This window comes from Paraburkholderia monticola (genome assembly GCF_001580545.1).
In the GTDB taxonomy this organism is placed as follows: Bacteria; Pseudomonadota; Gammaproteobacteria; order Burkholderiales; family Burkholderiaceae; genus Paraburkholderia; species Paraburkholderia monticola.
Genome location: NZ_LRBG01000039.1, coordinates 653896 through 680721 on the forward strand (window position 1 = coordinate 653896; position 26826 = coordinate 680721).

Sequence of the window (26826 nt, forward strand, 5' to 3'; positions counted from 1 at the left end):
CGAACGCCGCCGCAAGCTCCAAACCGCAGCAAAAATCTGAATCTGACTCATATGATGGTTGCCGAGAACGCCGGATTACCTGTGTCGCGTCGCCAGCCGGCCGGGCGCAAGTCGCAGCAGCGCGTGAAAGAGATACTTCAGGCGGGGCGCGACGTGTTCTCCGAAAAGGGCTACGAACGCGCGACGACCGCGGAAATCGCGCAACGCCTTGGTATTTCGGAAGCGACCGTGTTCAGCTATTTCCGCGGCAAGCGCGAGCTGTGCGCCCGTGTGATCGGCGATTGGTACGACGAGATCATCGAGGCGATCGAAGCAGGCCTGCCGCGCGACGGCAATGTGCGTCAGCAGTTCGCGTTCATCGTGCGCATGCATCTGCGGCTGATGCTCGTGAACGGCACCGACCTGTGCGCTCTAGTGCTGTCCGAGGGCCGCTCGCGGCATCACGAACTGAGCGAAGCACTGATCGAACTGCAGCGCCGTTACACCGCGCCGTTGATGCGCGTGCTCGCGCGAGGCCGTCAAAGCGGCGAGATTCGCACCGACATGCCGCTGCGCCTGCTGCGCTCGATGGTGTTCGGGCCGATGGAGCACGTGCTGTGGGATGCGACGCTGACCAACCGGCAAATCGATATCGACGCGACCGCCGATCAACTGATCGACGTGCTGTGGGTCGCGCTGACGCCGCCTGACCTCGCGCTCGGCGCGTTGCAGCGCTTTCGGGTGGAAGTGGCCGAGGCGAGCCGTCGTTTCGACGAAGCCAGCGCCGCGGCCGGCGCCGCCGAGGTTGAAGCCACCGCTGCGCCGGACGCCACGCGCCACCCCAAAAGCAGCTAATCTACGAGCTTTCCCGCCGCAGCCGGAAGGAGAGCCCAAGTGCCCGCAGCGAAAAGCGCCGCAAAGAAAGCGCCACCCTCGACCCCGTCCCGATCCACGTCCGCCGCCCAGATTCGCGTCGGCATCGGCGGCTGGACCTACGCGCCGTGGCGCGGGCCGTTTTATCCCGAGGACCTCACGCAAAGCCGCGAACTCGAATATGCGAGCCGGCATCTGACGTCGATCGAAATCAACGGCACGTTCTATGGTTTGCAGAAACCAGCCAGCTACGAGAAGTGGTATCAGGAAACGCCCGACGACTTCGTGTTCTCGCTGAAGGCGCCGCGTTACGCGACCAACCGCAAGGTGCTCGCCGAAGCGGGTGAAACGATCGAGCGCTTCTTCGCAAGCGGCGTGCTGCTGCTCAAGCAGAAGCTCGGGCCAATCAACTGGCAGTTCGCACCGACCAAGAAATTCGACGCCGACGATTTCGAGGCTTTTCTGAAGCTGTTACCGGCGAGCATCGAAGGACAGAAGCTGCGGCATGCGGTCGAGGTTCGTCACGACTCGTTCAGGACACCGGAATTTGTCGCGCTCGCGCGCAAGCACAAGGTCGCGGTCGTGCTCGCGGCCGACAGCGAGTATCCGCAGATCGCCGACCTCACCGCGCCGTTCGTCTACGCACGCATCATGGGCACGAGCGAAAGCCAGGCCAAAGGCTATTCGACGAAAGCGCTCAACGCCTGGGCGGAACGCGCGCGCCAGCTCGCCGCCGGCACCACACCGGACGATCTCGCGACCTGCGCGAAGCCGCCTGCAAAAGTAGCGAGCCGAGACGTCTATCTCTATGTGATCAGCGGCTTCAAGGAGCGCAATCCGGCCGCCGCGATGGCACTGCTGCAGAAGCTCTGAACCGGCCACGCCGCCGCCCGTGCGCCAGCAGGCCGGCGCGAGTGTCATAATCGCGCCAGCGCATCCGTGCGCGGTCACGTCGGCTTCGCGTCGAGCCCCACGCAAGACCTTGCGTCATACCTCGCCCGAGGCCTGAAGCAACACCACCCGCACGGTCCACGTCAAACCTACGCTGCGCCCGCGCGCCTTCGCCGCGGCGCTCGCATAACGGGCGGCATTGCCGTCTCATCAACCGATTGCGGAGAACATCTTGAGCGCCCTCGACAATCCCTTGCACGATCAGGAAGTCGGCTCGGCCGACGCCACCCAGGACACCACGCGCATCGACGACGTGCGCATCGGCGCGGTACGTCCGCTGATCTCCCCCGCGCTGCTGCAGGACGAACTGCCGGTGCCGCCCGCGGTGCAGACGCTGGTCGAGAAGACCCGCGTCGAAATCGCCGACATCCTGCACGGCCGCGACGACCGGCTCGTGCTGATCACCGGTCCCTGCTCGATTCACGATCACGACCAGGCGATCGAATACGCGCGCAAGCTGAAGGCCGCCGCCGATCACTACCGGGACGATCTGCTGATCGTGATGCGCGTGTACTTCGAGAAGCCGCGCACGACGGTCGGCTGGAAAGGCTATATCAACGATCCGCGTCTGGATGGCAGCTTCCGCATCAACGAAGGCCTGCGTCACGCGCGGCAGTTGCTGCTCGACATCAACGGTCTGGGCCTGCCCACCGCGACCGAATTCCTCGACCTGCTGAGCCCGCAATACATCGCCGATCTGATCGCCTGGGGTGCGATCGGCGCGCGCACGACCGAGAGCCAGAGTCATCGCCAGCTCGCATCGGGACTGAGCTGCCCGATCGGCTTCAAGAACGGCACCGACGGCGGCGTGCAGATCGCCGCCGACGCGATCGTCGCGGCGGGCGCAAGCCACGCGTTCATGGGCATGACGAAAATGGGCATGGCCGCGATCTTCGAAACGCGCGGCAACGACGACGCGCATGTGATTTTGCGCGGCGGCAAGAAAGGGCCGAACTACGACAGCGCGTCCGTGGAGGCGACCTGCGAAGCGCTGCGCTCAGCGGGTCTGCGCGAGCAGGTGATGATCGACTGCTCGCATGCGAACTCGAACAAGTCGCACCTGAGGCAGATCGAGGTTGCGGACGATATCGCGCGGCAACTGTCGGCGCGCGAGAGCCGCATCATCGGTGTGATGCTCGAAAGTCATCTGGAAGAAGGCCGTCAGGATCTGAAGGCCGGTGTGCCGCTGCGTTACGGCGTGTCGATTACGGACGCCTGCGTGAGCTGGGCGCAAACCGAACCGGTGCTCGCCACCCTGGCCGAGGCAACGCGCAAACGTCGCGCCGGCTGACAGCGCCACGCACGGACCGCGAGACCGCGGTTCGGCGGCGGGTCCGCTCGCGACCCGATCGAGGCCGATCGAGTCCGGGAACGCCTGGCCCAAAGAGCCAGGCACACGCGCCGCGCCAGCCACCGGGCGAACCACCTGGCCGGGTTGGGCAGCGCGTGAACCTCACGCCCGACGCATCGCTCACGCGCGCCTCACAGCAGGGCTGCGGAGCGCATCACGAATGCTCCGGCGTGAAGCGCGTGACTTACGACGCGTTGACGGCTTCCTTGAATGCCTTGCCTGCGGTGAACTTCACCGTCTTGGCCGCGGCAATCTGGATCTCCGCGCCCGTCGACGGATTGCGGCCCACGCGTGCGGCGCGCGCGCCGGTCGAGAACGAACCGAAACCGACCAGTTGCACCGTATCGCCGCTCACCACGGCCTTGGTCACTGCCTCGACGATCGCGTCGATGGTCTGGCCGGTTGCCGCTTTGCTTTCGCCCGTCGCTGCGGCGACTGCATCAATCAGTTCCTGTTTATTCATAGCACTTCCCGTATGGTAATCATGGAACCGGCGCCCATATAAGGCGCCGGGACCGACACACTAACGCATAGGCGCACTTTCGCGCAAACCCCTTGGTGTAAGCCTTGTATCAACGCAGCAGCGCCGGTTTGACGTTTTTGCGCCCCAAACTGCCATAAGAATCGCGGGCTTATGCGCGCGCGCCGTTCCGGGCACGCTCTTCGCGCATCACAATCCGTTGCAATTTCAGTGATTTAGCACGCGACCTGCGAATGTTCGCGGGCTTCCCGAAGACGTTCGCAGGTCGCGTGAAGCGCGGGCGCGGTACTTGCGAGACACGTCGCATGAAAACTTTCGGCAAGAAATAAAAAAAGTGAGAATTCGCCACTTTGTGACATGCGCGCTGCTCACTGCGTTCGCCCTCACGGCTGCCGCAGCCGACGACACCGCGTGCGCGACCCTCGTCGGCACGGCTAGCGCCAGCTCCGCGCAGGGCTTTTCATTGCGCGACGGCGAACCAGTCGACTTCGTCGGAGGCGGCGGCAAGACCGTGCACGGCAAGCTGCTCGTGTTTAGCGACGGCGGCGTGTTTCGCGCGTACTGGCAGCCGGACGAGCGCCCGGACAAATACGTGCTTGCCAATGCGGGCACCGACGCGGTGCGCCTCGTCTCGTCCGAGCCACGGGGCACACCCGCGCCGGGCGGCCAACCGGGCACGGCGATGCGTCCGCAGCGGGTGCTGTCTTGCCCGATGCTTTGAGCGTGCGTAACGCCGCTTGCCCTCAAGGTTTCGGCGTCGGCATCCGGCACAAACGTCAGGTTTCGACACGGCGAACGCGCGCCGCCAGGTAGTACTTACCGCCTTTGCTTCGTTCTACTCCCTCCAACCGTCGGAATCCTCAAGTTAATCGGCATCATGCCGATATAAACAGCTGCGTTTAGCGCGCAAACGTTAAAAGGACGGTGATGGGTTGGCTAGCGAGATTGAAAAAGATGCTATCGGGCGTCGAGGGCGACCGGGAGCTCTTGCGTGCGCAATTGCATGCGTTCAGCCGCCAGATCCCGCTTCTTTACTTCATCCTGCTCGTCAACACGGCAGCGGTCGCGGCGACGCATCTGAGTAGCGCGCCGCCCTGGCTGTCGATGTATGTGCCCGGCACACTCGGCGTGCTGTGCCTGTATCGCTGCGTGCGCTGGTGGCGGGCGCGCAACCGCACGCTGACGGCCGCGCAGGCTGAACGCGAAATGCGCAGCCTCACGTGGATCGTCAGCCTGTTCGGCATCGCGTTCAGCACCTGGTCGGTGCTGCTGTTTCCGTACGGCACCGCCTATCAGCAGGCACAGGTCGCTTTCTACATGGCCACGACGCTGGTCGGCAGCGTGTTCTGCCTGATCCATCTGCGTGTGCCCGCGATGCTGCTGCTGTGCATCGTGATCCTAAGTTTTGCCGGGTTCCTCGCGTCGAGCGGCTCGCCGGTGTTCTTCGCGATGGCCATCGACATGACACTGGTCGGCGTCGCGCTCGCGGTGGTGATCCAGATTTACTGGCGCACGTTTGCCGACGCGATCAATGCGCAACGCGAACTGCAGGCGAGCCAACAAAACACCCAATCGCTCAGCGACGACAACTACCGGCTCGCGAATCTCGACAGCCTGACCGGCCTGCCGAACCGCCGCAGTTTCTTCTCGTCTCTGCGTGCGATATCGGAGCAGGCGCTCGAAACCGGCGGCGGTTTCAACGTCGGACTCATCGATCTGGACGGCTTCAAGCAGGTCAACGACATCTACGGTCACGCGAGCGGCGATCTCGTGCTGCAGGAAGTCGGCACGCGGCTCCTGTCGATCAGCGAAACGGGCCTGATGTTCGCGCGTCTGGGCGGCGATGAATTCGGGGCGATCGTGCGTCACAGGCTATCTAACGAAGCGCTGGTCGAGTTGGGGCAGCGGATCTGCGACGCGCTCAGCCGACCCTATCAGGTTGCCGACAATGTCGCGGAGCTGTCGGGCACGATCGGCTGGGCCGCGTTTCCCGAAGCGGGCTCGACGGTCGCGCAGGTGTTCGAGCGCGCCGACGCCGCGCTCTACGTCGGCAAGGAAAACCGTCGCGGCATGCCGGTGATTTTCTCGACCGAACACGAAACGCGGATGCGGCGCCTGAGCCTCGTCACGCAGGAGCTGCGCCATGCGGACCTCGAAGCCGAGCTGTTCCTCGAGTTCCAGCCGATCTACGATCTGCTCACGCGCCGGCCGATCGGACTCGAAGCGCTCGGCCGCTGGCACAACGCACGGCTCGGCATGGTCAGGCCGGAGGAATTCATTCGGATCGCGGAACGTACCGAGCTGATCCTCGGCATCACCGACGTGCTGCTGCGTCAGGCGCTCGCCGAAGTCGCACAGTGGCCGGCCGATCTGTATCTGTCGTTCAACCTGTCCGCGATCGATATCTCGACGTCGGCGCGCGCGCGTCGCCTGATCGACATCGTCGAGGCGAGCGGCGTGTCGCCGCATCGCGTGACGTTCGAAATCACCGAAACCGCGTTGACGCGCGATTTCGAACAGGCGCATAGCGCGATGACGATGCTCAAGCAGGCCGGCTGCCGGATGTCGCTCGACGATTTCGGCACCGGTTATTCGAGCCTCAGCTACGTGCATCGGCTGCCGTTCGACGCGATCAAGATCGACCGCAGCTTCGTGAGCGACGTCGATACCAACAGCGCGTCGAAGAAGATCATCAAATCCGTGATCGACCTGTGCCGCAACCTCGGGCTCGAATGCGTGGTTGAGGGGCTCGAAACGCCGTTACAGGCCCAGGTCGTGAAGGCGCTCGGCGCGCGCGCGGTGCAAGGCTATCTGTTCAGCCTGCCGATGCGGGCGAGCGCGGTCGGCACGTTTTTGTGGACCGCGCTCGCCCAGAGCCATGCGGTCGAGACGCAGCCGTAGCAGTCGAACACGCTGCCGCAGCGACGCTCAATACGCCAGCTTCGGATACCAGTCAGTGCCGCGGCCGCCCGGCGTCATGTCGAGGATCGTCCACAACGGCATCGGGTCGGGCGCACCGCGCGGGTCCTGACCGGGGTCTGACGTCGACGGCCCCATCTCCTCGGCCCAGAAATGCCGCACCACACCGCCCTCGCGCGTGAATACGTTCAGCGCGGGAAAGTCGTCGCCGGCGGGGTCTTCGCCCGCGTAATCGCGATTGAACGTGTTGCCTAGCGACGAATAGAGCCGCAGATGCCGCCAGCCACGCTCCCGCTTGAACGCGACGAGCTTGTCGATCGGCGAGCGGCCGATCACGGCGAACGCGACTCGCTGCAGGATATCGGGCATTTCGCCGTCCCACGCGCTCAGCAGCGATGTGCACATCGGGCAAGGCCGCTCGCGTCGCGGGCCGAACATCCAGTTGTAGGTGACGAGCGTGTCGTGCGCGCCGAACATCTGCGACAGACTGACCTCGCCGGCTTCGCCTTCGAAGCGGTAATCCTCAGGCACGCTTCCGCCCGGCGGCAACGCGCGGCGCTGCGCGGCGACTCGCTCGATCTGGCGGCGCAACTCGATCTCCTCGGCGAGCAACGCGTTGCGCGCGCGTCGATATTCGGCGCTCTCGCCGGGAAAGCGCGAGGGCTGGTCGGCCAGTTCGCGGGCCGGTTTCAGTGTAGGCATCGAGGTGTTTGCGTCGTTCATCAGCTCTCTCCTTACGAGAAATCGTGACAAAACCGAACGGCAGGCAGACGGGCGCCTGCGCTTTGCCGCCCTTCCTGTAGTGACGACGAATCGGGCCGCGGAAAATCGACAGCGTCTGCGGGGATTTTTCAGCGACGGCTTCGGCGGCGGTTTTCCGGCCGTTTTGCGGTGGTCCGGCGAGGCATTCATCACGTGCCGTCGCAAGGTATGCTTGGGCCACATGCCCACACACAGTCCGCGCGCCGCTCACGATGCGGCCGCCTTGGGGAACGCACATGCCGCTTCGTCTGCCACCCCTGCCCGCGCTCCGGTTTTTCGAAGCGGCCGGCAGGCATCAAAGTTTCAAGCTCGCCGCCGCCGAACTGAACGTCACGCCTAGCGCGATCAGTCACGGCATCGTCGGGCTCGAGGAGGCGCTCGGCGTCGAGCTGTTCGTGCGCGAGCCGCGCGGTATCTCGCTGACGGCGACCGGCGCGGACTATCTCTCGTACGTCTCCGAGGCGTTTTCACTGATCGCGATCGGCACCCAGCGTCTGCCCAATCATCGCGCGGATCGACCGATCGCGCTGAGCTGCGCGCCGACCTTCGCGTCGCGCTGGCTGCTGCCGCGCCTCGCCGGCTTTCGCGCGCGCTGGCCGACGGTCAACGTGAGCGTGGATACCTCGCATCGCCAGGTGGGCTTTCCGGTCGACGGCTTTGATTTCGCGATTCGCATGAGCCGCGCGCCGGTCGCCGGCACCGCATGGACCCGCCTGTTCGGCGAGCGTTTCGTGCCGGTGTGCAGCCCCGCTTATCTGGCGACACTGCGCGACGAACGCGGCGCCCTGAGCTTGCAACGCGCGACGCTGATTCACGTGAACGCCGCGAGCGAAGACTGGCAGGCGTGGCTCGATGCGACCGGAGCCGACGCTATCGAGACGAGCGGCGGCTTGCGTGTCGACACGATCCAGCTCGCCTTCGAGGCGGCCAGCATGGGCCTCGGCGTCGCGCTCGGCCGCAAGCCGCTGGTCGACAGCGATCTGGCGAGCGGCGCGCTCGTCGAGGCTTGCGCGCAAACCGTCGCGGCAGGTACGGCTTACTGGCTCGTCAGTGCGGAGCAGGCGGACAGCGCGATCCGGCGGCCCGAGCTCGCCGATTTCAAGCGCTGGCTCGTCGACGAAGCGGCGCGATTCGATGCGGATGTCGCCGTCGCAGACGCCGTTGCGGACACCGTTCCGGACGGCCACGTCGAAACGAACAGGTGAGCCACGCTCACCTGTCGTCGAAATCTTTTCCTTTGCCGGCCACGCGACGGGCTGCGACGATGGTGGCCAAGGAGAAGCCGCCATGTCGACCACCCAAAGCAAGCCGCCCGTCCGTGCCTTCGCTCCGGCGAAGACTACCTCCACGACGCTGGTGATCGTCGCCGGTGCGTTGATCCTGAGCGCCGCGATGGGCATCCGCCAGACTTTCGGCCTGTTCATCGGCCCGTTCTCGTTCGATCGCGGTCTGCCGGTCACGCTGATCGCGTTCGCGATCGCGCTGCATAACCTCGTGTGGGGTTTCGCGCAGCCGTTCGCGGGCGCGGCCGCCGATCGCTACGGTTCGGCACCGGTCGTCGCGTTCGGCGCATCGACGTTCGCGGCCGGCCTCGCGCTGTCGGCGGTCGCGCCGAGCGGCGCGCTGCTCGTGGTCGGCATGGGGCTGCTGGTCGGTATCGGCGTGAGCTGCACGACCTTCGGCGTGGTGCTGCCAGCGGTCGGCCGCATGGCGTCGGCGGAGAAGCGCAGCGTCGCGATGGGGCTCGTCAGCGCCGGCGGCTCCGCGGGACAGGTGCTGATGGTGCCGCTCGTTCAAGGCATCCGGTTGCATGCGGGCATCGCGACATCGCTATTCGTCCTCGCGTTCACGATGCTGCTGATCGCGCCGCTCGGCATCGTGCTCGACCGGCGCGCGCAGCTCCATGCGGCGGCTGATGCCCGGGCTCAGGTTCCGGACGTGCCCGAACCTCTGCGAGAGGTCCTGGCGAAGGCAACGCGCCATCGCGGCTACCGGCTGTTGACGCTCGGCTTCTTCACCTGCGGCTTCCAGCTCGCGTTCATCGCGACGCATCTGCCTGAATATCTGACGCTGTGTCATATGCCGATCGGCCTCGGCGCCACCGCGCTTGCGCTGATCGGCCTGTTCAACATGGCGGGCAGTTGGGCATGTGGTTGGCTCGGCGGCCGGTTTCGGCAGCAGCATGTGCTCGGCTGGCTCTATCTGATTCGCAGCGCGACGATCGGCGCATTCTTCGTGCTGCCGAAAAGCACGCTGTCCGTAGTGATGTTCGCGGCCGTGATGGGTCTCACGTGGCTCGGCACCGTGCCGCTGACGAGCGGGCTCGTCGCCAAGGTGTTCGGCACGCGACACCTCGGCAGCCTGTTCGGCCTATGCTTTCTGAGCCATCAGATCGGCTCGTTTCTCGGCGCGTGGCTCGGTGGCCTCGTGTTCGATCTGACCGGCTCGTATTCGCTGCTATGGGTGGCGACGGTCGCGGCGGGACTGGTCGCGGCGCTGCTGCATTTCCCGATCGACGACACGACGGTCACGACGCCCGCGCTGCGTTCATCCCGCCCCGCGCAGGCGTGATGCAAACTGCCGCCTGGGATGCCGAAGCAAGGTCAGTTGCGACTATTTCTTCGGCGCATCGGCTGCGGCTTTTGGCACGCGTCCCATCAGATAGAACTCGTCGTTCGGGCGCATCGAGATCACGTTCGCCATGCGGTTCGACAGGCCGAAAAACGCCGTGATTGCCGCGATGTCCCAGATGTCTTCATCGCTAAAGCCGTGGCCGCGCAGGGTCTGGAAATCGCCTTCGTCGACCGTGCCCGATGCGCGGCATACCTTCAGCGCGAAATCGAGCATCGCCTTCTGGCGCTCGGTGATGTCGGCCTTACGGTGATTGACCGCGACCTGATCGGCGACCAGCGGCGCCTTTTCGTAGATGCGCAAAATCGCGCCATGCGCGACCACGCAATACAGACAATCGTTGACGGCGCTCGTCGCGACCACGATCATCTCGCGCTCGCCTTTCGTGAGACCGCCCTCCTTCAGCATCAACGCATCGTGATAGGCGAAGAACGCGCGGAATTCGTCGGGCCGATGCGCGAGCGTCAGAAACACATTCGGCACGAAGCCCGCTTTCTCCTGCATTTCGAGAATGCGGGCGCTGATGTCCGCGGGCCACTCGCTCGGCTCGGGGACCGGGTAGCGGCTGATGGGCTGAAGCGTGGCCATGCGCTGTCTCCGTGATCTCTGTCGGGATATGCCGTCCATTGTAGCAACGCGTTTTCGCGGTCGCCCGCGCGTCGCCACCGCCGCTCGATCACGTCTGCTCAATCACGTCCGCTCAATCACGTCCGATATTGCCGCCCGTATCGTCTAGACTTTCTGTTCGGCATGCGTGAAGCCGCCCGGTATGGCGGTGACCCAAGGAGCAACCATGTCTAACGTTACGCACGACGCGCGCGCCCCTGTCATCAAGGTGCGCCCTGAACAGGCCATGGCGACCGCCCAGCGGCTGCCGTATTTCGTCGGTATTTCGGCGGGCACCGCGGGCACGACCGGCCTGTCCATGTACATGGTCGTGGTGCCGCCGGGCGGCCACGCGGAGCCGCACTATCACGCCGACTACGAGACCGCGATCTATATGCTCGAAGGCAAGATCGAAACGCGCTACGGCCCGGGCTTACGCGAGTCGGTCATTACCGAGCCGGGCGACTTTCTGTTCATTCCGCCGGGCGTCCCGCATCAGCCGTTCAATCTCGATGCCAACGTCGCGGCGCGCGCGATCGTCGCGCGCAATCATCCGGACGAGCATGAGCGGGTCGTGCCGTATGATCCGTCCGAGCATGCGTGAGGCGACCCGCCTCTTCCCAGCTTCGCCGGCCTGAGGCGATGCAGGAACCGCGACTCAGGCCGGTTTGATCGATCCGCCGCGCGGTGCATGCACGCCGCGCGGTGCGTCGTTCGGCGCGCCTATGTGTCGGTTGGGCGCGACTCTGTCCGCGTTGTTTCACAACGCCGATCCGCTACCTGTGCTTAAATCCGTCTTCCGCGCCGACGCGCGCTCGTGCCCCCGCACGGCCGTTCGCGTCGCTCAGGGTACTCATCGGTGCTGGCGCGGCCAATTCTATTTACTTTCATTGCCTTCTCAGGAGCGCGGTTGTGTGGCATTTCCCGGTCGCTATTCCACCCTCTCTCGGCGTGTGGGCCGTGTTCATGAGCGTGCTCGTCACCCAACTCGGCATGCCGGTTCCGGCCGCGCCGATGCTGATTCTCGCCGGAACGATGGCCGCGGTGGGGCAAGCGTCATATGTCAACATGATCTGCGCGGCAGTCGGCGCGACGCTGCTCGCCGATTCGCTGTGGTTTTTCACCGGACGCGCGTATGGCCGCCGTCTGCTGAATTACCTCGTGCGCTTCTCGCTTTCGCTGGACACCACGGTGCGCGTCGCGCGCAATACCTATGAACGCTACGGCGCGCCAATCTTGACGGTCGCGAAGTTCCTACCCGGTCTCGGCCTGATTTCCGCGCCGCTGCTCGGCACGACCGCGATCGGCGTCGGCGTCTTTCTGTGGTGGGACATGGTCGGTGCCACGCTGTGGGCAAGCGTCTGGGTGATCGGCGGCGGCGCGCTGCACGATCAGATCGTGCAAATGATGCTGCTCGTGCGGCACAACGGCGGCACGATCTTCGATACGTTCGCGGTGATCTTCGCGGCCGTACTGCTGTATCGGTGGCTGCGTCGTTTGCAGTTTCGGCGCTGGCTCGCGCATACGCGTATTTCGCCCGATCAGCTCGACGCGATGATGAAATCGAACGAACCGCCGCTGATTCTCGATGCGCGGCCGAGCATCGTGCGCGAAAAGGAATCGCACCGCATTGCCGGGGCGCGGCCGCTCGATCTCGAGTCGCCCGATCCGATTCATCCGGAGTATCTGAAGCGACCGATCGTCGTCTATTGCGTGTGTCCTAACGAAGCCACCGCGAAGCGTATCGTCGGGCAATTGCATCGCAAGAACATTCATCATGTGCGCGCGCTGAAGGGCGGCCTCGATGCGTGGGAAAAACGCGGCTATCCGGTCGAGCCGTTACCGCCCGACTTCAATACGGCGATGGCGCACATGCTGGAAGACAAGGGCAACGAAGGCGAATATACGGTGCGTGCACGTCTCGCGAAGTGAGCGAACAGTGGACAAGTCAAAATATAAAAATAAATTGACGGCATTTTTAGCTCGTATATGCTTGCTATTGGGCGATCGCGTCGACGGCGCTGCGAATTCAGTTCTTATCGTTTAGTACCGCGTCACGTCGATCAACCCGTGTCCTGTTTCTTCAATGTCCGCTGTGGATTCGAAACAGGCCGATCAATACCCTCAACCAGGCTAGTCGAGTGTCATCGTGAGAGTCCGAGGCCCTTTGGTGAATTGGAATCGCAGTCAGGCGCGTGGTATTTGCGCTGACGGCGCCAGCGCCGACGGCAGCAACGGCAGCCTTGCGTTCCGCCGCTTTCTGTCCGTCATCACAGTCCTGTCGCGTCGCTCCGTTCGACGTCGCAATGTCCTTTCCGCTCGCGCGTTCATCGCCGTGCGCACAGACGAAGTCGCTTCGCTGCTGCCGTAGCGCCTCTCTTCTTTCGTCTCTTTTCGCTGTTCGATTCGTCCGTCTGCACGCGTTGTTCGCGAGCTGTTTGCTTGCGTGCGCGCGGCGCTGACTGATTGCCGCGCATCGCGACGGGCTCAATCGAACCGCTTCTAATCTGACACGCGCTGCGCGTTATCGCGCGGATTCGCTTTGGCGTTGGCTCGCCTTCGCGTTTTCCTATATCGCCGCGCGTCCTCGTAAGCGCCGCTCATTGGATGGGCGGCGCGGGATCGACACGTCTATTCGTTATGCGACACAAACCCATCGTAGGAATCACCGCCGATAGAACCCTGCTCGGCGCTCACCCATCACACATGGTCGGTGAAAAGTACATCGCCGCGATCGTCGATGGATCGAACGCGCTCGCCATGCTGTTGCCGGCTTTCGGCGACCGTCAGTGTGTGGATGAAGTGCTCGCCACCGTCGACGGCCTGCTCTTCACCGGCAGCTATTCGAACGTCGAGCCGCAGCGTTACGGCGCCGCATCGAGCGAGCCCGGCACTTTGCACGACGCGGCGCGCGACGCCACCACGTTGCCGCTGATACGCGCGGCCACTACTGCAGGCGTACCGGTTCTCGCAATCTGCCGCGGCTTGCAGGAAATGAACGTGGCATTCGGGGGAACCTTGCATCAAAGCGTTCATGCAGTGTGTGGACTGAACGACCATCGTGAGAACAAGGCGGACTCACTCGACGCGCAATACGCCGCATCGCATTCGATCGCGCTGGCGCGCGGCGGCATGCTCCAGCGCCTCGCGCGTGGCGCCCGCGAAGCGCGGGTGAATTCACTGCATGGCCAGGGCATCGCCCGGCTGGGCACCGGCTTGACGATCGAAGCCACCGCGACGGACGGTCTGATCGAAGCGATCAGCGTTAAAGATGCCCCTGCATTCGCGCTCGGTGTGCAATGGCATCCGGAATGGAAGTACACGGACGACCCGCTATCTACCGCGATATTTCGCGCCTTCGGCGACGCGTGTCGCCAGCGCATGACTACACGAAGCAACGCCGACGCCGTTGCAACCCTGCACGCGTGACCCAGCGCGCGGATCAAAACAGAGAGAACAATCATGCACGATATCGACGAATTTCTGAAAAAGCATCACGTCACCGAAGTCGAAGCGATCATTCCTGACATGGCCGGCATCGCGCGGGGCAAGATCATTCCGCGCAGCAAATTCGAATCCGGCGAGTCGATGCGCCTGCCGCAAGCGGTGATGATTCAGACCGTGACCGGCGACTATCCGCAAAGCGATTCGCTGACCGGCGTCACCGACCCCGACATGGTATGCGTGCCCGACGCGAGCACGATCCGGATGATTCCGTGGGCGGTCGACCCGACCGCGCAGGTGATCCACGATTGCGTTCATTTCGACGGCACGCCGGTCGAAATCTCGCCGCGCTGCGTATTGCGCCGCGTGCTCGATCTGTACAAGGCGCGCGGCTGGAAACCGGTGATCGCGCCGGAACTCGAGTTCTATCTGGTCGATATGAACCGCGATCCCGATCTGCCGTTGCAACCGCCGGTCGGTCGCACGGGGCGCGCGGAAACGGGACGCCAGGCCTATTCGATCGAAGCGGTCAACGAATTCGATCCGCTGTTCGAAGACATCTACGAGTACTGCGACGTTCAGGAACTCGAAGTCGACACGCTGATTCACGAAGTCGGCGCCGCGCAGATGGAAATCAACTTCATGCACGGCGATCCGCTCAAACTCGCCGACAGTGTGTTTCTATTCAAGCGCACCGTGCGCGAAGCGGCGTTGCGTCACAAGATGTACGCGACCTTCATGGCTAAACCGATGGAAGGTGAACCGGGCTCGGCGATGCACATGCATCAAAGCCTCGTCGATAGGGAGACCGGCCGCAACCTGTTTACCGCCGCGGACGGAGAACCGACGTCGCTGTTCACCGGCTATATCGCCGGCTTGCAGAAGTACACGCCCGCGCTGATGCCGATCTTCGCGCCGTACATCAACTCGTACCGGCGTCTGTCGCGTTTCATGGCCGCGCCGATCAACGTCGCGTGGGGTTACGACAATCGCACGGTGGGCTTCCGGGTTCCGCATTCCGCGCCGGTCGCGCGACGCATCGAGAATCGTATCCCGGGTGTCGATTGCAATCCGTATCTGGCGATTGCCGCGACATTGGCCGCAGGCTATCTGGGCATGACGCAACGACTCACCGCGACAGAGCCACTGGCGAGCGACGGCTATGCGCTGCCCTATCAATTGCCACGCAATCTCGAGGAAGGCCTGACGCTGATGAGCGCATGCGAGCCGATTGCCGAAGTACTCGGCGAGAAGTTCGTCCGCGCCTATCTCGCTCTGAAAGAGACCGAATACGAAGCGTTTTTCCGCGTGATCAGTTCGTGGGAACGTCGGCATTTGCTGCTGCACGTTTGAGTGCCGTCAGCCAATTGGTCATTGAGAACTTTGAAAGGACGGAGGCAGTATGAGCTATAAGAATGAAGACGTAATGGTCGCGGAAAGGTCCGAAGTTGGCGGGACGAAAAACGTATCGGCATGGCAAGCCACATCACGCAGCACCGCCGAATACCGCGCGCTCGATGCCGCGCATCACATTCATCCGTTCTCGGATATGGGCTCGCTCAATCGCACGGGCTCCCGCGTGATCGTCAAGGCGCAAGGCGTGTACCTGTGGGACTCGGACGGCAACCAGATCATCGACGGCATGGCGGGACTCTGGTGCGTGAACGTCGGCTATGGCCGCCACGAACTGGCCGACGCCGCCTACCGGCAGATGCAGGAACTGCCGTACTACAACACGTTCTTCAGGACGACGCACCCGCCGGTAATCGAACTGTCGGCCCTGCTGGCCGAACTGACACCGGCGCCGTTCAATCACTTTTTCTATTGCAACAGCGGCTCGGAAGGCAACGACACCGTGTTGCGCATCGTCCATCAATACTGGGCGACGCAACGCCAGCCCGCGAAGAAGTTCGTGATCGCGCGCAAAAACGCCTATCACGGGTCGACGATCGCGGGAGGCACGCTCGGCGGCATGGCTTATATGCACGAACAGATGCCGTCGAAAGTCGAGAACATCGTGCATATCGATCAGCCCTATTTCTTCGGCGAAGCGGCGAGCGATCAGACGCCGGAAGAATTCGCGCTGGCTCGCGCGCGGCAGCTCGAAGCGAAGATTCTCGAACTCGGTGCAGACAACGTCGCCGCGTTTATCGGTGAGCCTTTCCAGGGAGCGGGCGGCGTGATCTTTCCGGCCGCGACTTATTGGCCGGAAATCGAGCGCATTTGCCGCAAGTACGACGTGCTGCTCGTTGCGGATGAAGTGATCGGCGGCTTCGGCCGAACCGGCGAATGGTTCGCGCATCAGCACTTCGGCTTCGAGCCGGATCTGATGACGCTCGCGAAGGGATTGACGAGCGGATATGTGCCGATGGGCGCGGTCGGTTTGCATGACCGCGTCGCTCGCGCGTTGATCGACAACGGCGAGTTCAACCATGGCCTCACCTACTCCGGGCACCCGGTCGCGGCCGCCGTCGCGCTGGCCAACCTGAAGCTGTTGCGCGACGAGAAGATCGTCGAGCGCGTCAGGACGGATACCGGTCCGTACTTTCAGACGAAGCTGCGTGAGACGTTCGCCGATCATCCTATCGTCGGCGAGATCAGCGGCGCGGGTCTCGTCGCCGGCGTGCAACTCGCTGAGGAGCCGCTCAAGCGCAAGCGCTTTGCGAATGGCGGCGATGTCGGTACGTTGTGCCGCGATTTCTGCTTCAACGGCAATCTGATCATGCGCGCGAGCGGCGACCGGATGCTGCTGTCGCCGCCGCTGGTGATCAGCCGGCCGGAGATCGACGAGATCGTGGCGAAGGCCAAGGTCGCGATCGATTCGACCGCGCGGGAGCTTGGCATGCTCTAGCGACGCGCGGTGGCGAGCGCGCTCACTTGTTGAGCTTCACCGAAACGAAGCTGCGGGCGTGGTTGCGTTGAATCAGCACCGAGACCGTTTTTGTCGCCTTCGTTTCGACGGCGATGGCTTCGTCCGCCGACTCGACCATGGTGTCGTTCAGCGACACGACGATGTCGCCGGCCCGGATGCCTGCGCTCGCCGCTGGCCCGCTCGACGCATCGACCATCAAGCCGAGCGGAAGGCCGCTAGTGCGACGCTCGTTCTCGCTAAGCGGATGCGTCACTAACCCAAGGCGATCTGCCGCGCGGCGGTCCACCGGCTTGGTAGCGGCAACGGGAACGACAGCGACGGCGGGTAGGGGTTCGGCGGTGGGTGCGGTAGCGGGTATGGGTGCGACTGCGGGTATGGCGGCGCGCGCTGATGCGGGCGCAGCAGCGGCTATGGCAACTGGAACGGCAACGTGTGCTGCATCGGGTACAGCGGTGGGTCCGGGAGCAGGAGCGGCAGTCAGTACCACTGCAGGTGCGGCAGCGGGTACCCCTGCAGATTCCGCAGCGGGTACCGCAGCAGACGCGGGTAAGGCGGCACCGGCGCTATCGCTCGCCGTCTCCCCCGGGAAGCTCACCGTCGTCAAACGCCGGCTGCGGATCAGCTTGAGTGTCGTCTTCGTTCCGGGTGGCACGGCGGCAAGCTGGTCGGCCAACGCCGCCGAGTGGTCGATTCGCGTGTCGCCGACCTGCACGATCACGTCGCCCGCCTTGAGCCCGGAGGCGGCCGCTGGCGAACCGGGCTCGACCATGTCCACGAGCGCCCCGCCCGCGCGCGGCAAGCCGAGGGCCACCGCGAGCCCGGGGCTCACGTCCTCGACCTGCACACCGAAGCTGTTTGCGCCTCTGCCATTTCCTGCATTAGCGGCATTAGCGGCATTAGCGGCATTAGCGACGTTGCCACCGTTGCCCGCCGCCGGCTCCGGCTGGGGCTGCAACTGTGCGCGGAACCTGTTGGCCGCCTCGATCGGAATGGCGAACGTCAGGCTCTCGTATCGATCGCTATCCGTGTAGATCTGCACGCCGATGCCTATGACCTCGCCCGCGCGGTTGAACAGCGGGCCGCCAGAGTTGTCCGGGTTGCCCGCGACATTCGTCTGGAAGAAAGGAAACGTACTGCCGTCCGTCAGCGTGCGTGAGGTGGCGCTGATGATTCCGGTCGTTTCGGTATTCTGGAAGCTGTCGGGCGAACCGATCGACAGCACGGGCTCGCCGACCCGCACCCGCTGCGAGTCGCCGAGCTTGAGCGCCGGCAGGTTGTGGGCGTCGATCTGCAGAACGGCGACGTCGCTTTGCGGGTCCACGGCGACGACCTGCGCCTTGAACTCGCGCTGGTCGGTCAGCCGGACCGTCACTTCCTCGGCGGCATCTACGACGTGCGCCGTAGTCAGGATCAACCCGTCGGGGCTGACGATGAACCCCGAGCCCCTGCCGGTCATCACGCTCGGTGCGCCGACCTGAGCAGCGGACGATGGCCGCGCGGCACGTTTGAAGAACGCGAAGAACGGATCGCTGACGTCGATGACCTCTTGCCCTGGCGGCGAAATCTGATCGTTGGCCCGCGCAGTCACGTTCACGACTGCTGGCCCGTAGCTTTCGGCGAATGTCGAGAAGTCGGCTGGTGTAGCAGCGGCTGGTGTAGCAGCGGCTGGCGTAGCATCCGCGGGCGGGGACGCCGGGTGTTCATCGGCGGGCGCCGGGACGGGTGTCGCCGCGGTGGCGTGCAGGCAAAAAGCGCTGGCAAGCGTCAAAGCGATCGCCGCCGAACCGCGTGGGGTGCGGGCAAAGATCCTGTGGAGCACAGCACACCTCCAGATGTTCATCGTGCCGGCGCGCGGACACCCGATGCGACGAAGGCAATCTGGTGCCCACAAAAATATAGTAGTCGCACGGTGAGACAAGTGGGTCAGGGTTTTTCCCTGACGCAGCATCAGGAAGGGGCGGTGAAAGGCGATCGCCGACGGCCAAGGGGTGTGGTGCCAACGACGGAAGCGAAAGGCTGCGTTCGCCGACCATCTTTTTCTACGCAAGCAGTTACCATTCGACGATGGCGTCGTACCGAACGCCACTTCTCTTATCCGTCTAACGCATCACAGGACCCACCGATGACCCATCAAATCGTTTTGCTCCCTGGCCTGCTCTGCGACGACGCAGTGTGGGCAGATCAGCGCGGCGCGCTCGGCGCGCTCGGCGACTGCTTCGTACCGGACTACGGCATGCGCGACTCGCTCGGCGCGATGGCCGAACTCGTGCTCGAGTCGGTATCGGGAGACCACCTGCTGGTCGCGGGTCATTCGATGGGAGGACGGGTCGCGCTAGAAGTGTTCCGGCGTGCCCCGGAGCGCGTCGCCGGGCTCGCGTTGCTCGACACCGGCTATACGCCGCGCGCCGCCGGCGAGGCCGGCGAAAGCGAACGCGCGCAGCGACTGAGACTACTCGAGCTCGCCCGCACGGAAGGCATGCGCGCAATGGGCAACGCGTGGGCGCCCGGCATGGTCAACGCCGAGCGCCACGATTCCGCGGTCTACGAAGCGGTGCTCGACATGATCGAGCGAAGCACGCCGGACAAATTCGCGGCGCAGATCCGCGCGCTGCTCGATCGCCCTGATGCGACGGCGCTGCTTGGCGAGATCGAATGCCCAACCATGATCGTGTGCGGACGCGACGATCAATGGAGTCCGCTGGCGCGCCATGAGGAGATGCACGCGCAGATTCGCGACTCGAAGCTTCGCGTGATCGAACGAAGCGGTCACATGTGCACGATGGAGCAGCCGAACGATGTGACCGCGGTGCTGGTCGAATGGGCGCGATGGGCGAGCGGGCTTTGAACTGCTTGCTGATCTGCGCGATCGACAGGTAGCCCCGGATGCCCGGATGCGAGTCGATTTCCGTTCGTCAACTTCGAGAAAGGTCCTTCAGTCATGAATGAATACTGCATGTTCAAGGGAAATCTGCTGCGCGCGGCGCCTTTCAAAGATTCCTATATAGGCAGTCCGCACTACGTGATCACGGTGAGCGGCAACGACACTACGCCGTTCAACATCGTCGTGAATTCGGCGTCGACGCAACCGGGCGCAAGCGGTAACGACGATGTGTACTTCTACGCCGATCTGAACTTTGCCGATCCGCTAACCGCCAAACTTCAGGCATTGAACCTCGGCCTCTACACCAGTGGCTTTCCGCGGCTCGATTACTTCCAGGACAGCAGCCTGCTCGACATTCACCGGATGCGGCCGGTTCCCTACGAGGATCAAAACGGCAATCGCGCCGACGTCAACGACATCATCGACGAAATCCTGACCATCGACGAAAGCAAGCCTTCGCAAAGCCTGCCTTTCGACAACGGCAGCGGTCAGTTGCATAACCGCGATTTCTGGACGCCGACCTCGCCGGGCATCGTGGTCTATGGGTTCGGCTTTCTGTTTCTGCCGAAGAAGGACGGTCTTCACGAGACCCACATGAATCAGGGCAATCCGCGCGGCCCGCATTACAACGAAAACGGCGCGTTCCAGGACGGCGCGGTGATCGTGCAGCGCCCCGATGGTTTTGCCGCGATGTTCACCGCGTTTCAAACGCAGTATCTGCCCACCAACGCAGCAGGCGATCCGGTCGCGACCGCAGTCGCGTTGCCAGACTATATTCAGGGTGGCTAAAGCCCGGCAGAGGCGAATCAAGGCGGTCATGGCCCGCTTGTGTGGACCATGGCCCTACCGGGCCACCGTGTATGCTGCCGACAGCACGCCATTTTTTGGCTCACCGGGGCATAATCCGTGGATTCATCGTTCTGTTCGTCCACATGAAGAAAAATAGCTCCACCAGGAATGCCGTCCGACGCGAATCCGCGAGCCAACCTGAGCAGTTGCTGGCCGACATCGCCTTCGTGCAGATCGAGGAAATGATCATCACGCGCAAGCTGCCGCCAGGTTCGATGATCTCCGAAAGCCAGCTTGCCGCCGAAATGGAAATGGGACGCACGCCGGTGCGCGAAGCGCTTCAACGCTTGCGGCAGATCGGCTTCGTCGAGATGCTGCCGCGCCGGGGCACGCTCGTCGCTGGCGTCGACATTCGCCAACAGCTCGAATTGCTGGAGGTCAGGCGTCCACTCGAAGAACTCGTCGTGCGCGTGGCTGCGCTGCGCGCGACGCCGGAAGAACGCGCGAACCTGCAACGGCTCGCGCAACAGATGGTTGCCGCCGCCGAACGCGGCGACATGGAAGCGTGGATCAGGACCGGTGGAGAAATCCACGACGCCGAGGTTCGCGCCACTCACAACAGCATGCTGATCACGAGCATGCTGCCGATTCATGCGCAATCACGGCGCTTCTGGTATCACCATATCATGCAGAATCGCGCGTACGTCGAGGGCGCACAGTTGCACTCGAATGTACTGACAGCGATCGCCGCCGGCGACGGCGATCGGGCCGCCGCGGCCGCGCACGGTTTGATGCAATTCATCGAGCGTTTTACGCGCTCCGCACTCGATACTTTCTGAAGGCCATTAAAGCGAGAACGGCGACCTTGCCCCGTGATCGGGACAAGGCCGCCGTCCGGCGCACCTGCGCGCGCTGATTATTCCGCTTGCGGCTGCGCCATGTCGACCGCACGACCGCGCGCCTCGACTTCTGCACGTGGCGCCCTGACGAACACGGCTACCGCGATCGCCCCTGCCAGCGCCACGCCGCCGCTCAGCAGGAACGCACTCTTGAAGACATGGGTCCATTGCACGAGAAAGCCGGTCAGAATCGGCGCGAGGATGCCGGCCGTGTTCGCGAGCAGATGCATGAACCCACCGACGCCACCCATCCGCGCAGGTTCAACCGTATCGAGAATGATCGCCCAGTACACGCTGAGCGTCAGGTTCATGAAGAACACCGTGATACCCATCAACGCGACCGCCGCGCCGACGCTGCTCACCGTGCCCGCGCACGCCACACAGGCCGCGGCAACCATGAGACCACCGACAATCACGATCTTGCGCGACTTCAACGCATTGCCGGTCCAGCGGAAGATCAGATCCGACGTCAGGCCGCCCAGCGCGATCCCCACGAATCCGAGCAACCACGGAATCACGTTGACGACGCTCATCGACGACAGGCTCAGATGCCGCTCCATCATCAGATAGCTCGGGAACCACGACAGGAAGAAGTACAGGATGTACGCGTACCCGAAATAGGCGAGCGAGGTCGCCCAGATGGTCGGGCGCTTCAGATATGAACCCAGCGACATCTGCGGCGTTGCTTGCGACTCCGCACGTTCTTCACGCTCGTTCAGGACCGGCGAGATCGCGCCACGGGCCCATCGATTGCGCTCGGGCCGATCGGTCGAAAACACCGACCACATCAGCACCCAGAGCAGGCCGACCGCGCCGATAATCATGAACGGCAGACGCCAGCCCCAGTGCAGCGCCATGATGCCGACAATCGGTCCAGCCAACGCCGCACCAAGTTGCAAGCCTGAGTTCGCGAAACCAACGGCCGTGGTCTGCTCTTTCCGTTCGAACCAGTTGCTGACGATCTTGTTGGTGCAGGTGGCCAACGGGCCTTCACCCGCGCCGAACACCACACGAATCACCAGCAGGCTCGCGAGACTCGTGGCCGCGGCGGTCAGACCGCAGAAGATCGACCAGAGACCGATCGCGACGATCAGCACCCGCTTCGCGCCAAACCGGTCCGCCGCATACCCGCCGACGAAACAGAACAGCGAATAGCCGACGAAGAAAGCACTGAAGACGATGCCGAGATGCGCGGCATCCAGTTGCAGATCCTTTGCGATCAGCGGCGCCGCGACCGACAGCGCGGCCCGATCGAGATAGCTGATCGCGCACGCGAGAAACAGCATGAAAACGATAAACCAGCGGTACTTCATGATTGTCTCCTCCGGAATCGCCACGGCGATCGGGGTGGTTGGCTATTCTCGATGCCGTTTCGAGAGCCACGGCATTCGGTCGTTATGTCACGGGATCGGGCTCGGCGCTTCGTCGAAGGCAATCGCCGCTGCGTGACGAGGCAGCCGATCCATTGTTTTGTGCTGCTATTCCTCTACCGCGGCCTCCGTACACTGGCTCGCGTTTTCGACGAACAGCGATTCATGCATCAGCGGCAATGGGTCGAGGATACGCGCCGGCGCAAACGCCATCAGATCGAGCACGTCGCGCCGCACGTCGACGCCAGGCGCCACCTCGGTCAGCACGAGGCCGCTCGCGGTCTGCTCGAAGACGGCCCGCTCCGTCACGATCAGCGCGCTCTGTCCTGCCGCCACGCCGTTTGCCACCTGATAAGTTCTGCTCTGCACAGTATCGACAAACTTGCTGACCTTGCCTTCCTTCACGATCTTCATGCGGCCCGCTTCGTAGCCGATATCGAGTCCACCCGTCGTGAACGACCCCGTAAACACGAGGCGCTGTGCATTCTTCGCTATGTCGATGAACCCGCCCGCTCCGGGGTTGACCTTGCCGAACTTGCTGACGTTGACCGTGCCATGCGAATCGTATTCGGCGAACGCGAGCGCCGCGAACCGGCATAAGCCCCCATCGATCACGTCGAACTGAGTCACGCCGTCGAGCAAAGCCTGCGGCAGAAGATTGGCCGAAAACTGCCAGCCATTCATGACGATTCCGCCATACGACCCATGCTCCGTCGTGAACCAATAGTCGTCCGAACCATTGTTCGGATCAAAGAGCCCTTGCTCGGCCATGACCAGCGGCACGTCGGCTGCTGCGCCGAAGCCGAAAATCGACAGTTCATGTTTTCGCACTTCGAGCGCCGCGCGGCGTGCGATCACCTTGTCGGGGCCGAACGGTATCGCGGGCAAACGCGTGCTGACGCCGGCCGCGCGCAGATACGCTTCGTCGTACGGCGTGTCGGTGCTCATCATCATCTGCGGCTCGACCACGAGCGCATCGACGAACATACCCGGCAACCGCACCGACGTCGCCGCACGCTGCCCACCCGGCACGATGCGGCGCACCTGCGCGATCACACGGCCACCGCTCGCCTTCGCGGCGAGCGCGAGCGCGAGACTCGAGGAAACCAGCGGTTCATCCTCGAACGAGAGATTGCCAAACTCGTCGGCGCTGCTGGCTCGAATGATGGCGACGTCGATCGGCCAGCTGGGATAGAACAGCAATTCCTCGTCGTTCAGCCGGATCTTCTGGATCAGATCGTCCTCGCAGCGGCTCGTGAACTTGCCGCCGCCATATTGCGGATCGGCGTAGGTACCGACACCGACGCGCGTCATGTAACCCGGACTCTTGCGCGCGACTTCGCGCAACCAATGCATCGACGCACCGATCGGCCATGAATAGGCTTCGATGCGGTTCTCCTGAATGAGCCGCATCAGCGCAGGACGCTCACCGGTGCGCGGATTCACCGGATTGATGTAAGAGCCGGAGACGATGCGCTTCATCAGCCCTTCCTGCGCGACGTGATCCATGCCGCGAATGTCGACCGCGTCACCGGTGCCGCACGGAAAATAGAACGTGAGATTGCGCGGCGCGCCGGTTTCGCGAAAGCGAGTGCCAAGCGCCTCGAGCGTCGCGTCGGGCACCACCCAGCCGATCACGCCGACAGACGCCACGGTCTGTCCATCCTGAATCGAAGCGACGGCCTGTGCCGCCGACATGATCTTCTTCATGCCTTCACCTTGAACTTTGAAAGGATTGTCTGCGCCGCGCCGCCTTCGCAATTGCTTGCGAAATGCCGGGACGCGAGGTTGTCGAGCCGTTCGCCATCGAGCGACACGAACGGTTCGAAAAAGCGTTTCGTCGAAGCGACCGCGTCGGCCGGAAGCGCGGCAAGTCGGTTCGCGAGGGCGAGTGCGGTCTGATCGGCGGCGCCCGGTTCGCTCAGATAATCGGCGACACCGAGACGGTGTGCTTCGACGCCTGTCATCGGGTCCGCCGCCCACGTCAGCAGGCGCGCACGCACCGGTCCGACACGCGCGAGCAATGCCTGAAGGCCCCAGGGCGGCAACCAGCCGTTCGGCACTTCGGGAAGATGCCAACGCACATCCGTCGCGCTCACGACGATGTCGCATGAGATCGCCAGCACGAAGCCGCCGCCGAGCGCGAAGCCTTCGACCGCGGCGATCACGGGTTTCGACATTGCCGCAATCGAGCGCGCGACCCGCGCGGTATCCGATTCGGAGTCGCACATCTGCTGAATCGACATCGTCGCGAGCTCTTTGAGGTCGCTACCCGAACAGAAAGCGGGCGGCGCGCCCAAGAGAACGACCGCACGTACTTGCGGGTCGCGGTCGGCCTGCTGTAACGCCTGCTCAAGCTCGGCAATCGAACCGCCATCGAGCGCGTTGCGTCGCTCGGGCCGATTCAACGATAGCTGACGGACATTCCCGATATTCACGATAATCACTGCCCTACCCTCCATGTTTTCATTACTACTGGCATGCCTGCTAGAGACGCACGCCGTCTCGACCGAGTGCGCTTCGTATTGCCTGTGGATCGACATTGCGCGGCTCGATGCGCTCGCGCACGGCCAGCGTTGCCGCGTGCCCGATCGCATGACCGTATGAAAAGCATTGCGCCGTGACGCGCGCAGACGCAACCGCTTCGTGTTCCGCTGACAAACAACGCCCCGCGACCAGCAACCCTTCTCCGCGCGAAGGCACGAAACACCCATAAGGCACTTCATAGAAGTCGTCGAGCACCCACTCCACCTTCGGCTTCGCGCCCGCGTGCAACTCGATCGGCCACGGCGAGCGCGCAATACCGTCGGAAAACTTCCTCGCGCCGACGACATCCGCGTTCATCAACTTCGCAACGCCTTCAACCTGGCGTGTCTGACGCACACCCACCTGCACGCCGGTGTCGTTGACGAACGACTGCTCGCATCCAGCTATGTAGTCCTTAAGAAATCGCGCATACGATTGAACCTGTTTCCTTCCATTCATCTCACCTTCTGTGAAATCGTCGTAGAAGATCGGGTTCAGCTCGCGGCCGTCGGAACCGGTGATTCGCGTGCAGTTGCATAGCAACTCGCCGGGTCGCGTCGTCGGGAAGAGCCAGATTTTCGAGCGCGGCAGGTCGTCGCCAGCGGCTTGCCGTTCGCGCAGCAGCGAGGAGATCGCCTCGCCCATGATCGTGTCGTCACCGTAAGTGCGCCTGAACCGTTCGACGTCCACACCTTGCAGCCGGAAAATCATCGTTGGATTCTGGACGTGAAGACCGTCACCCACAAAGCTGTCGAGACCCGCCATCGCGACGAGATCCGCGTCGCCGCTTGCGTCGATGGTCATGCGCGCGCGGATGGTGAGCGGTCCTTGCTTGGTCCATGCGGTCACCCCATCGACGCGTTCGTCGCCATCGAGCAGAACACCGGTCGCTACCGCGTGATAGATCACCTTGACGCCAGTCGCCAGGAGCAGACTGTCGGCCGCATCGCGCCACACCAACGGATCGTGAACGCGCGTCCAGGTTTTTCCGTAGCGCACCGGCGCGGCGAGACCACCACGCTGTTCAAGCACGTCGCAGAACTCCTGCGCAAAGCCGGACACGATTGCCTCGGGCTTCGCGCCGGCACGTTCGGTAGCGAGGTACAAGCCGCACACGGTGCCGGACAATCCCGCCACCGCTCCGCCGCCGCAAAAGCCATAACGCTCGAGCAGGATGACCTTCAATCCCTGGCGGCTGGCCGTCACCGCGGCCGCAACTCCAGCTGCGCCTCCTCCGGTCACAAGGACGTCGCAACTAAGGCCGTCAACGGACCGCACATCAATTCCATTTTTCATGTTTCACCATCCGTCGTCATTTGATATGTCAGTTGACGACATTTGTAGCTGAGCGAAATCGGGCTGTCAACAGGAATGGTGGGAAGCAGAGTCGGGGGAGATGCTTACGATTGCCTTGGACGGCAGGTGTGGCGGCGGTTTGGGAGCAAACGGCCAGTGCACCTAACGTTTTCCCCAGGCGATGCTCGGAGAGCAG

At 63.5% G+C, this 26826-nt stretch carries 24 protein-coding genes; 16 read left to right on the top strand and 8 right to left on the bottom strand.

The features are described from left to right. Positions 1 to 51: 51 nt before the first annotated feature. From CI15_RS34125 to CI15_RS34135, 3 genes are all read left to right on the top strand, one after another. The gene (locus CI15_RS34125) at positions 52 to 834 is read left to right on the top strand and encodes a TetR/AcrR family transcriptional regulator (protein ID WP_062138420.1); all 783 of its coding nucleotides are present in this window, start codon (positions 52 to 54) and stop codon (positions 832 to 834) included. A gap of 111 nt (positions 835 to 945) precedes the next feature. After that, entirely contained in the window at positions 946 to 1725 is a 780-nt protein-coding gene (locus CI15_RS34130) for a DUF72 domain-containing protein (RefSeq protein ID WP_153041269.1), read from the top strand. Between the two features lie 250 nt (positions 1726 to 1975). After that, the gene (locus CI15_RS34135; protein WP_062137905.1) at positions 1976 to 3094 is read left to right on the top strand and encodes a 3-deoxy-7-phosphoheptulonate synthase; all 1119 of its coding nucleotides are present in this window, start codon (positions 1976 to 1978) and stop codon (positions 3092 to 3094) included. A 244-nt stretch (positions 3095 to 3338) separates the two neighbouring features. Here the strand turns inward: CI15_RS34135 and CI15_RS34140 are convergent, their stop codons facing one another. Further along, positions 3339 to 3617 (bottom strand): HU family DNA-binding protein, encoded by a 279-nt coding sequence (locus tag CI15_RS34140; RefSeq protein WP_042324988.1) that lies wholly within the window; start codon positions 3615 to 3617, stop codon positions 3339 to 3341. A 352-nt stretch (positions 3618 to 3969) separates the two neighbouring features. Here CI15_RS34140 and CI15_RS34145 point away from each other — a divergent pair, with 352 nt between their 5' ends. Together CI15_RS34145 and CI15_RS34150 are read left to right on the top strand one after the other, a co-directional pair. Continuing rightward, positions 3970 to 4356: a hypothetical protein gene (locus CI15_RS34145; RefSeq protein ID WP_062137908.1), complete on the top strand. Its 387-nt coding sequence runs from the start codon at positions 3970 to 3972 to the stop codon at positions 4354 to 4356. A gap of 206 nt (positions 4357 to 4562) precedes the next feature. Then, a complete protein-coding gene (locus tag CI15_RS34150) occupies positions 4563 to 6536 on the top strand; it encodes a putative bifunctional diguanylate cyclase/phosphodiesterase (protein ID WP_062137912.1) in 1974 nt (657 codons plus the stop codon). A 27-nt stretch (positions 6537 to 6563) separates the two neighbouring features. On the opposite strand, the gene CI15_RS34155 is transcribed toward CI15_RS34150, so the two are convergent. Further along, positions 6564 to 7277 (bottom strand): DUF899 family protein, encoded by a 714-nt coding sequence (locus tag CI15_RS34155; protein WP_062137915.1) that lies wholly within the window; start codon positions 7275 to 7277, stop codon positions 6564 to 6566. A gap of 275 nt (positions 7278 to 7552) precedes the next feature. Between CI15_RS34155 and CI15_RS34160 the strand changes: the two genes are divergently transcribed. Both CI15_RS34160 and CI15_RS34165 read left to right on the top strand, forming a co-directional pair. After that, positions 7553 to 8521, top strand: a complete 969-nt coding sequence (locus tag CI15_RS34160) for a LysR substrate-binding domain-containing protein (RefSeq protein ID WP_062137917.1) — start codon at positions 7553 to 7555, stop codon at positions 8519 to 8521. An 82-nt stretch (positions 8522 to 8603) separates the two neighbouring features. Beyond that, the gene (locus CI15_RS34165) at positions 8604 to 9887 is read left to right on the top strand and encodes an MFS transporter (RefSeq protein WP_062137919.1); all 1284 of its coding nucleotides are present in this window, start codon (positions 8604 to 8606) and stop codon (positions 9885 to 9887) included. Between the two features lie 42 nt (positions 9888 to 9929). Here CI15_RS34165 and CI15_RS34170 read toward each other — a convergent pair whose 3' ends face one another. After that, positions 9930 to 10535: a peroxidase-related enzyme gene (locus tag CI15_RS34170; RefSeq protein WP_062137922.1), complete on the bottom strand. Its 606-nt coding sequence runs from the start codon at positions 10533 to 10535 to the stop codon at positions 9930 to 9932. Between the two features lie 205 nt (positions 10536 to 10740). On the opposite strand from CI15_RS34170, the gene CI15_RS34175 reads away from it, so the two are divergent. The 6 genes from CI15_RS34175 (at position 10741) to CI15_RS34200 (ending at position 16848) form a co-directional block, all read left to right on the top strand. Beyond that, positions 10741 to 11157 (top strand): cupin domain-containing protein, encoded by a 417-nt coding sequence (locus tag CI15_RS34175; RefSeq protein ID WP_062137925.1) that lies wholly within the window; start codon positions 10741 to 10743, stop codon positions 11155 to 11157. Between the two features lie 308 nt (positions 11158 to 11465). Further along, positions 11466 to 12485, top strand: a complete 1020-nt coding sequence (locus CI15_RS34180) for a VTT domain-containing protein (RefSeq protein ID WP_062137928.1) — start codon at positions 11466 to 11468, stop codon at positions 12483 to 12485. Between the two features lie 217 nt (positions 12486 to 12702). Beyond that, positions 12703 to 12924, top strand: a complete 222-nt coding sequence (locus tag CI15_RS37955; protein ID WP_241496023.1) for a hypothetical protein — start codon at positions 12703 to 12705, stop codon at positions 12922 to 12924. A 269-nt stretch (positions 12925 to 13193) separates the two neighbouring features. Further along, positions 13194 to 13982 (top strand): gamma-glutamyl-gamma-aminobutyrate hydrolase family protein, encoded by a 789-nt coding sequence (locus CI15_RS34190; RefSeq protein ID WP_062137934.1) that lies wholly within the window; start codon positions 13194 to 13196, stop codon positions 13980 to 13982. Between the two features lie 33 nt (positions 13983 to 14015). After that, complete coding sequence (locus CI15_RS34195) at positions 14016 to 15350, top strand: glutamine synthetase family protein (RefSeq protein ID WP_062137937.1); 1335 nt, start codon at positions 14016 to 14018, stop codon at positions 15348 to 15350. A gap of 49 nt (positions 15351 to 15399) precedes the next feature. Beyond that, positions 15400 to 16848, top strand: a complete 1449-nt coding sequence (locus CI15_RS34200) for an aspartate aminotransferase family protein (RefSeq protein ID WP_062137940.1) — start codon at positions 15400 to 15402, stop codon at positions 16846 to 16848. 22 nt (positions 16849 to 16870) lie between these two features. Here CI15_RS34200 and CI15_RS34205 read toward each other — a convergent pair whose 3' ends face one another. Then, positions 16871 to 18463, bottom strand: coding sequence for a trypsin-like peptidase domain-containing protein (locus CI15_RS34205; RefSeq protein WP_338152563.1), 1593 nt, complete (start codon positions 18461 to 18463; stop codon positions 16871 to 16873). Between the two features lie 528 nt (positions 18464 to 18991). Between CI15_RS34205 and CI15_RS34210 the strand changes: the two genes are divergently transcribed. From CI15_RS34210 to CI15_RS34220, 3 genes are all read left to right on the top strand, one after another. After that, positions 18992 to 19714: an alpha/beta fold hydrolase gene (locus CI15_RS34210; protein ID WP_062137944.1), complete on the top strand. Its 723-nt coding sequence runs from the start codon at positions 18992 to 18994 to the stop codon at positions 19712 to 19714. A 93-nt stretch (positions 19715 to 19807) separates the two neighbouring features. Next, positions 19808 to 20539: a DUF2278 family protein gene (locus CI15_RS34215; RefSeq protein ID WP_062137947.1), complete on the top strand. Its 732-nt coding sequence runs from the start codon at positions 19808 to 19810 to the stop codon at positions 20537 to 20539. A gap of 143 nt (positions 20540 to 20682) precedes the next feature. Then, positions 20683 to 21378 (top strand): GntR family transcriptional regulator, encoded by a 696-nt coding sequence (locus CI15_RS34220; protein WP_062137950.1) that lies wholly within the window; start codon positions 20683 to 20685, stop codon positions 21376 to 21378. A 77-nt stretch (positions 21379 to 21455) separates the two neighbouring features. On the opposite strand, the gene CI15_RS34225 is transcribed toward CI15_RS34220, so the two are convergent. The 4 genes from CI15_RS34225 to CI15_RS34240 form a co-directional block, all read right to left on the bottom strand. Continuing rightward, positions 21456 to 22751 (bottom strand): MFS transporter, encoded by a 1296-nt coding sequence (locus tag CI15_RS34225; RefSeq protein WP_062137952.1) that lies wholly within the window; start codon positions 22749 to 22751, stop codon positions 21456 to 21458. A 165-nt stretch (positions 22752 to 22916) separates the two neighbouring features. Further along, positions 22917 to 24518 (bottom strand): CoA-transferase, encoded by a 1602-nt coding sequence (locus CI15_RS34230; protein WP_062137957.1) that lies wholly within the window; start codon positions 24516 to 24518, stop codon positions 22917 to 22919. Further along, the gene (locus tag CI15_RS34235) at positions 24515 to 25255 is read right to left on the bottom strand and encodes an enoyl-CoA hydratase/isomerase family protein (RefSeq protein WP_206597788.1); all 741 of its coding nucleotides are present in this window, start codon (positions 25253 to 25255) and stop codon (positions 24515 to 24517) included. Before CI15_RS34235 ends, CI15_RS34230 begins: the two co-directional genes overlap by 4 nt. Before the next feature lie 40 nt (positions 25256 to 25295). Further along, entirely contained in the window at positions 25296 to 26630 is a 1335-nt protein-coding gene (locus CI15_RS34240) for an FAD-dependent oxidoreductase (protein ID WP_062137963.1), read from the bottom strand. Positions 26631 to 26826: the final 196 nt, after the last annotated feature.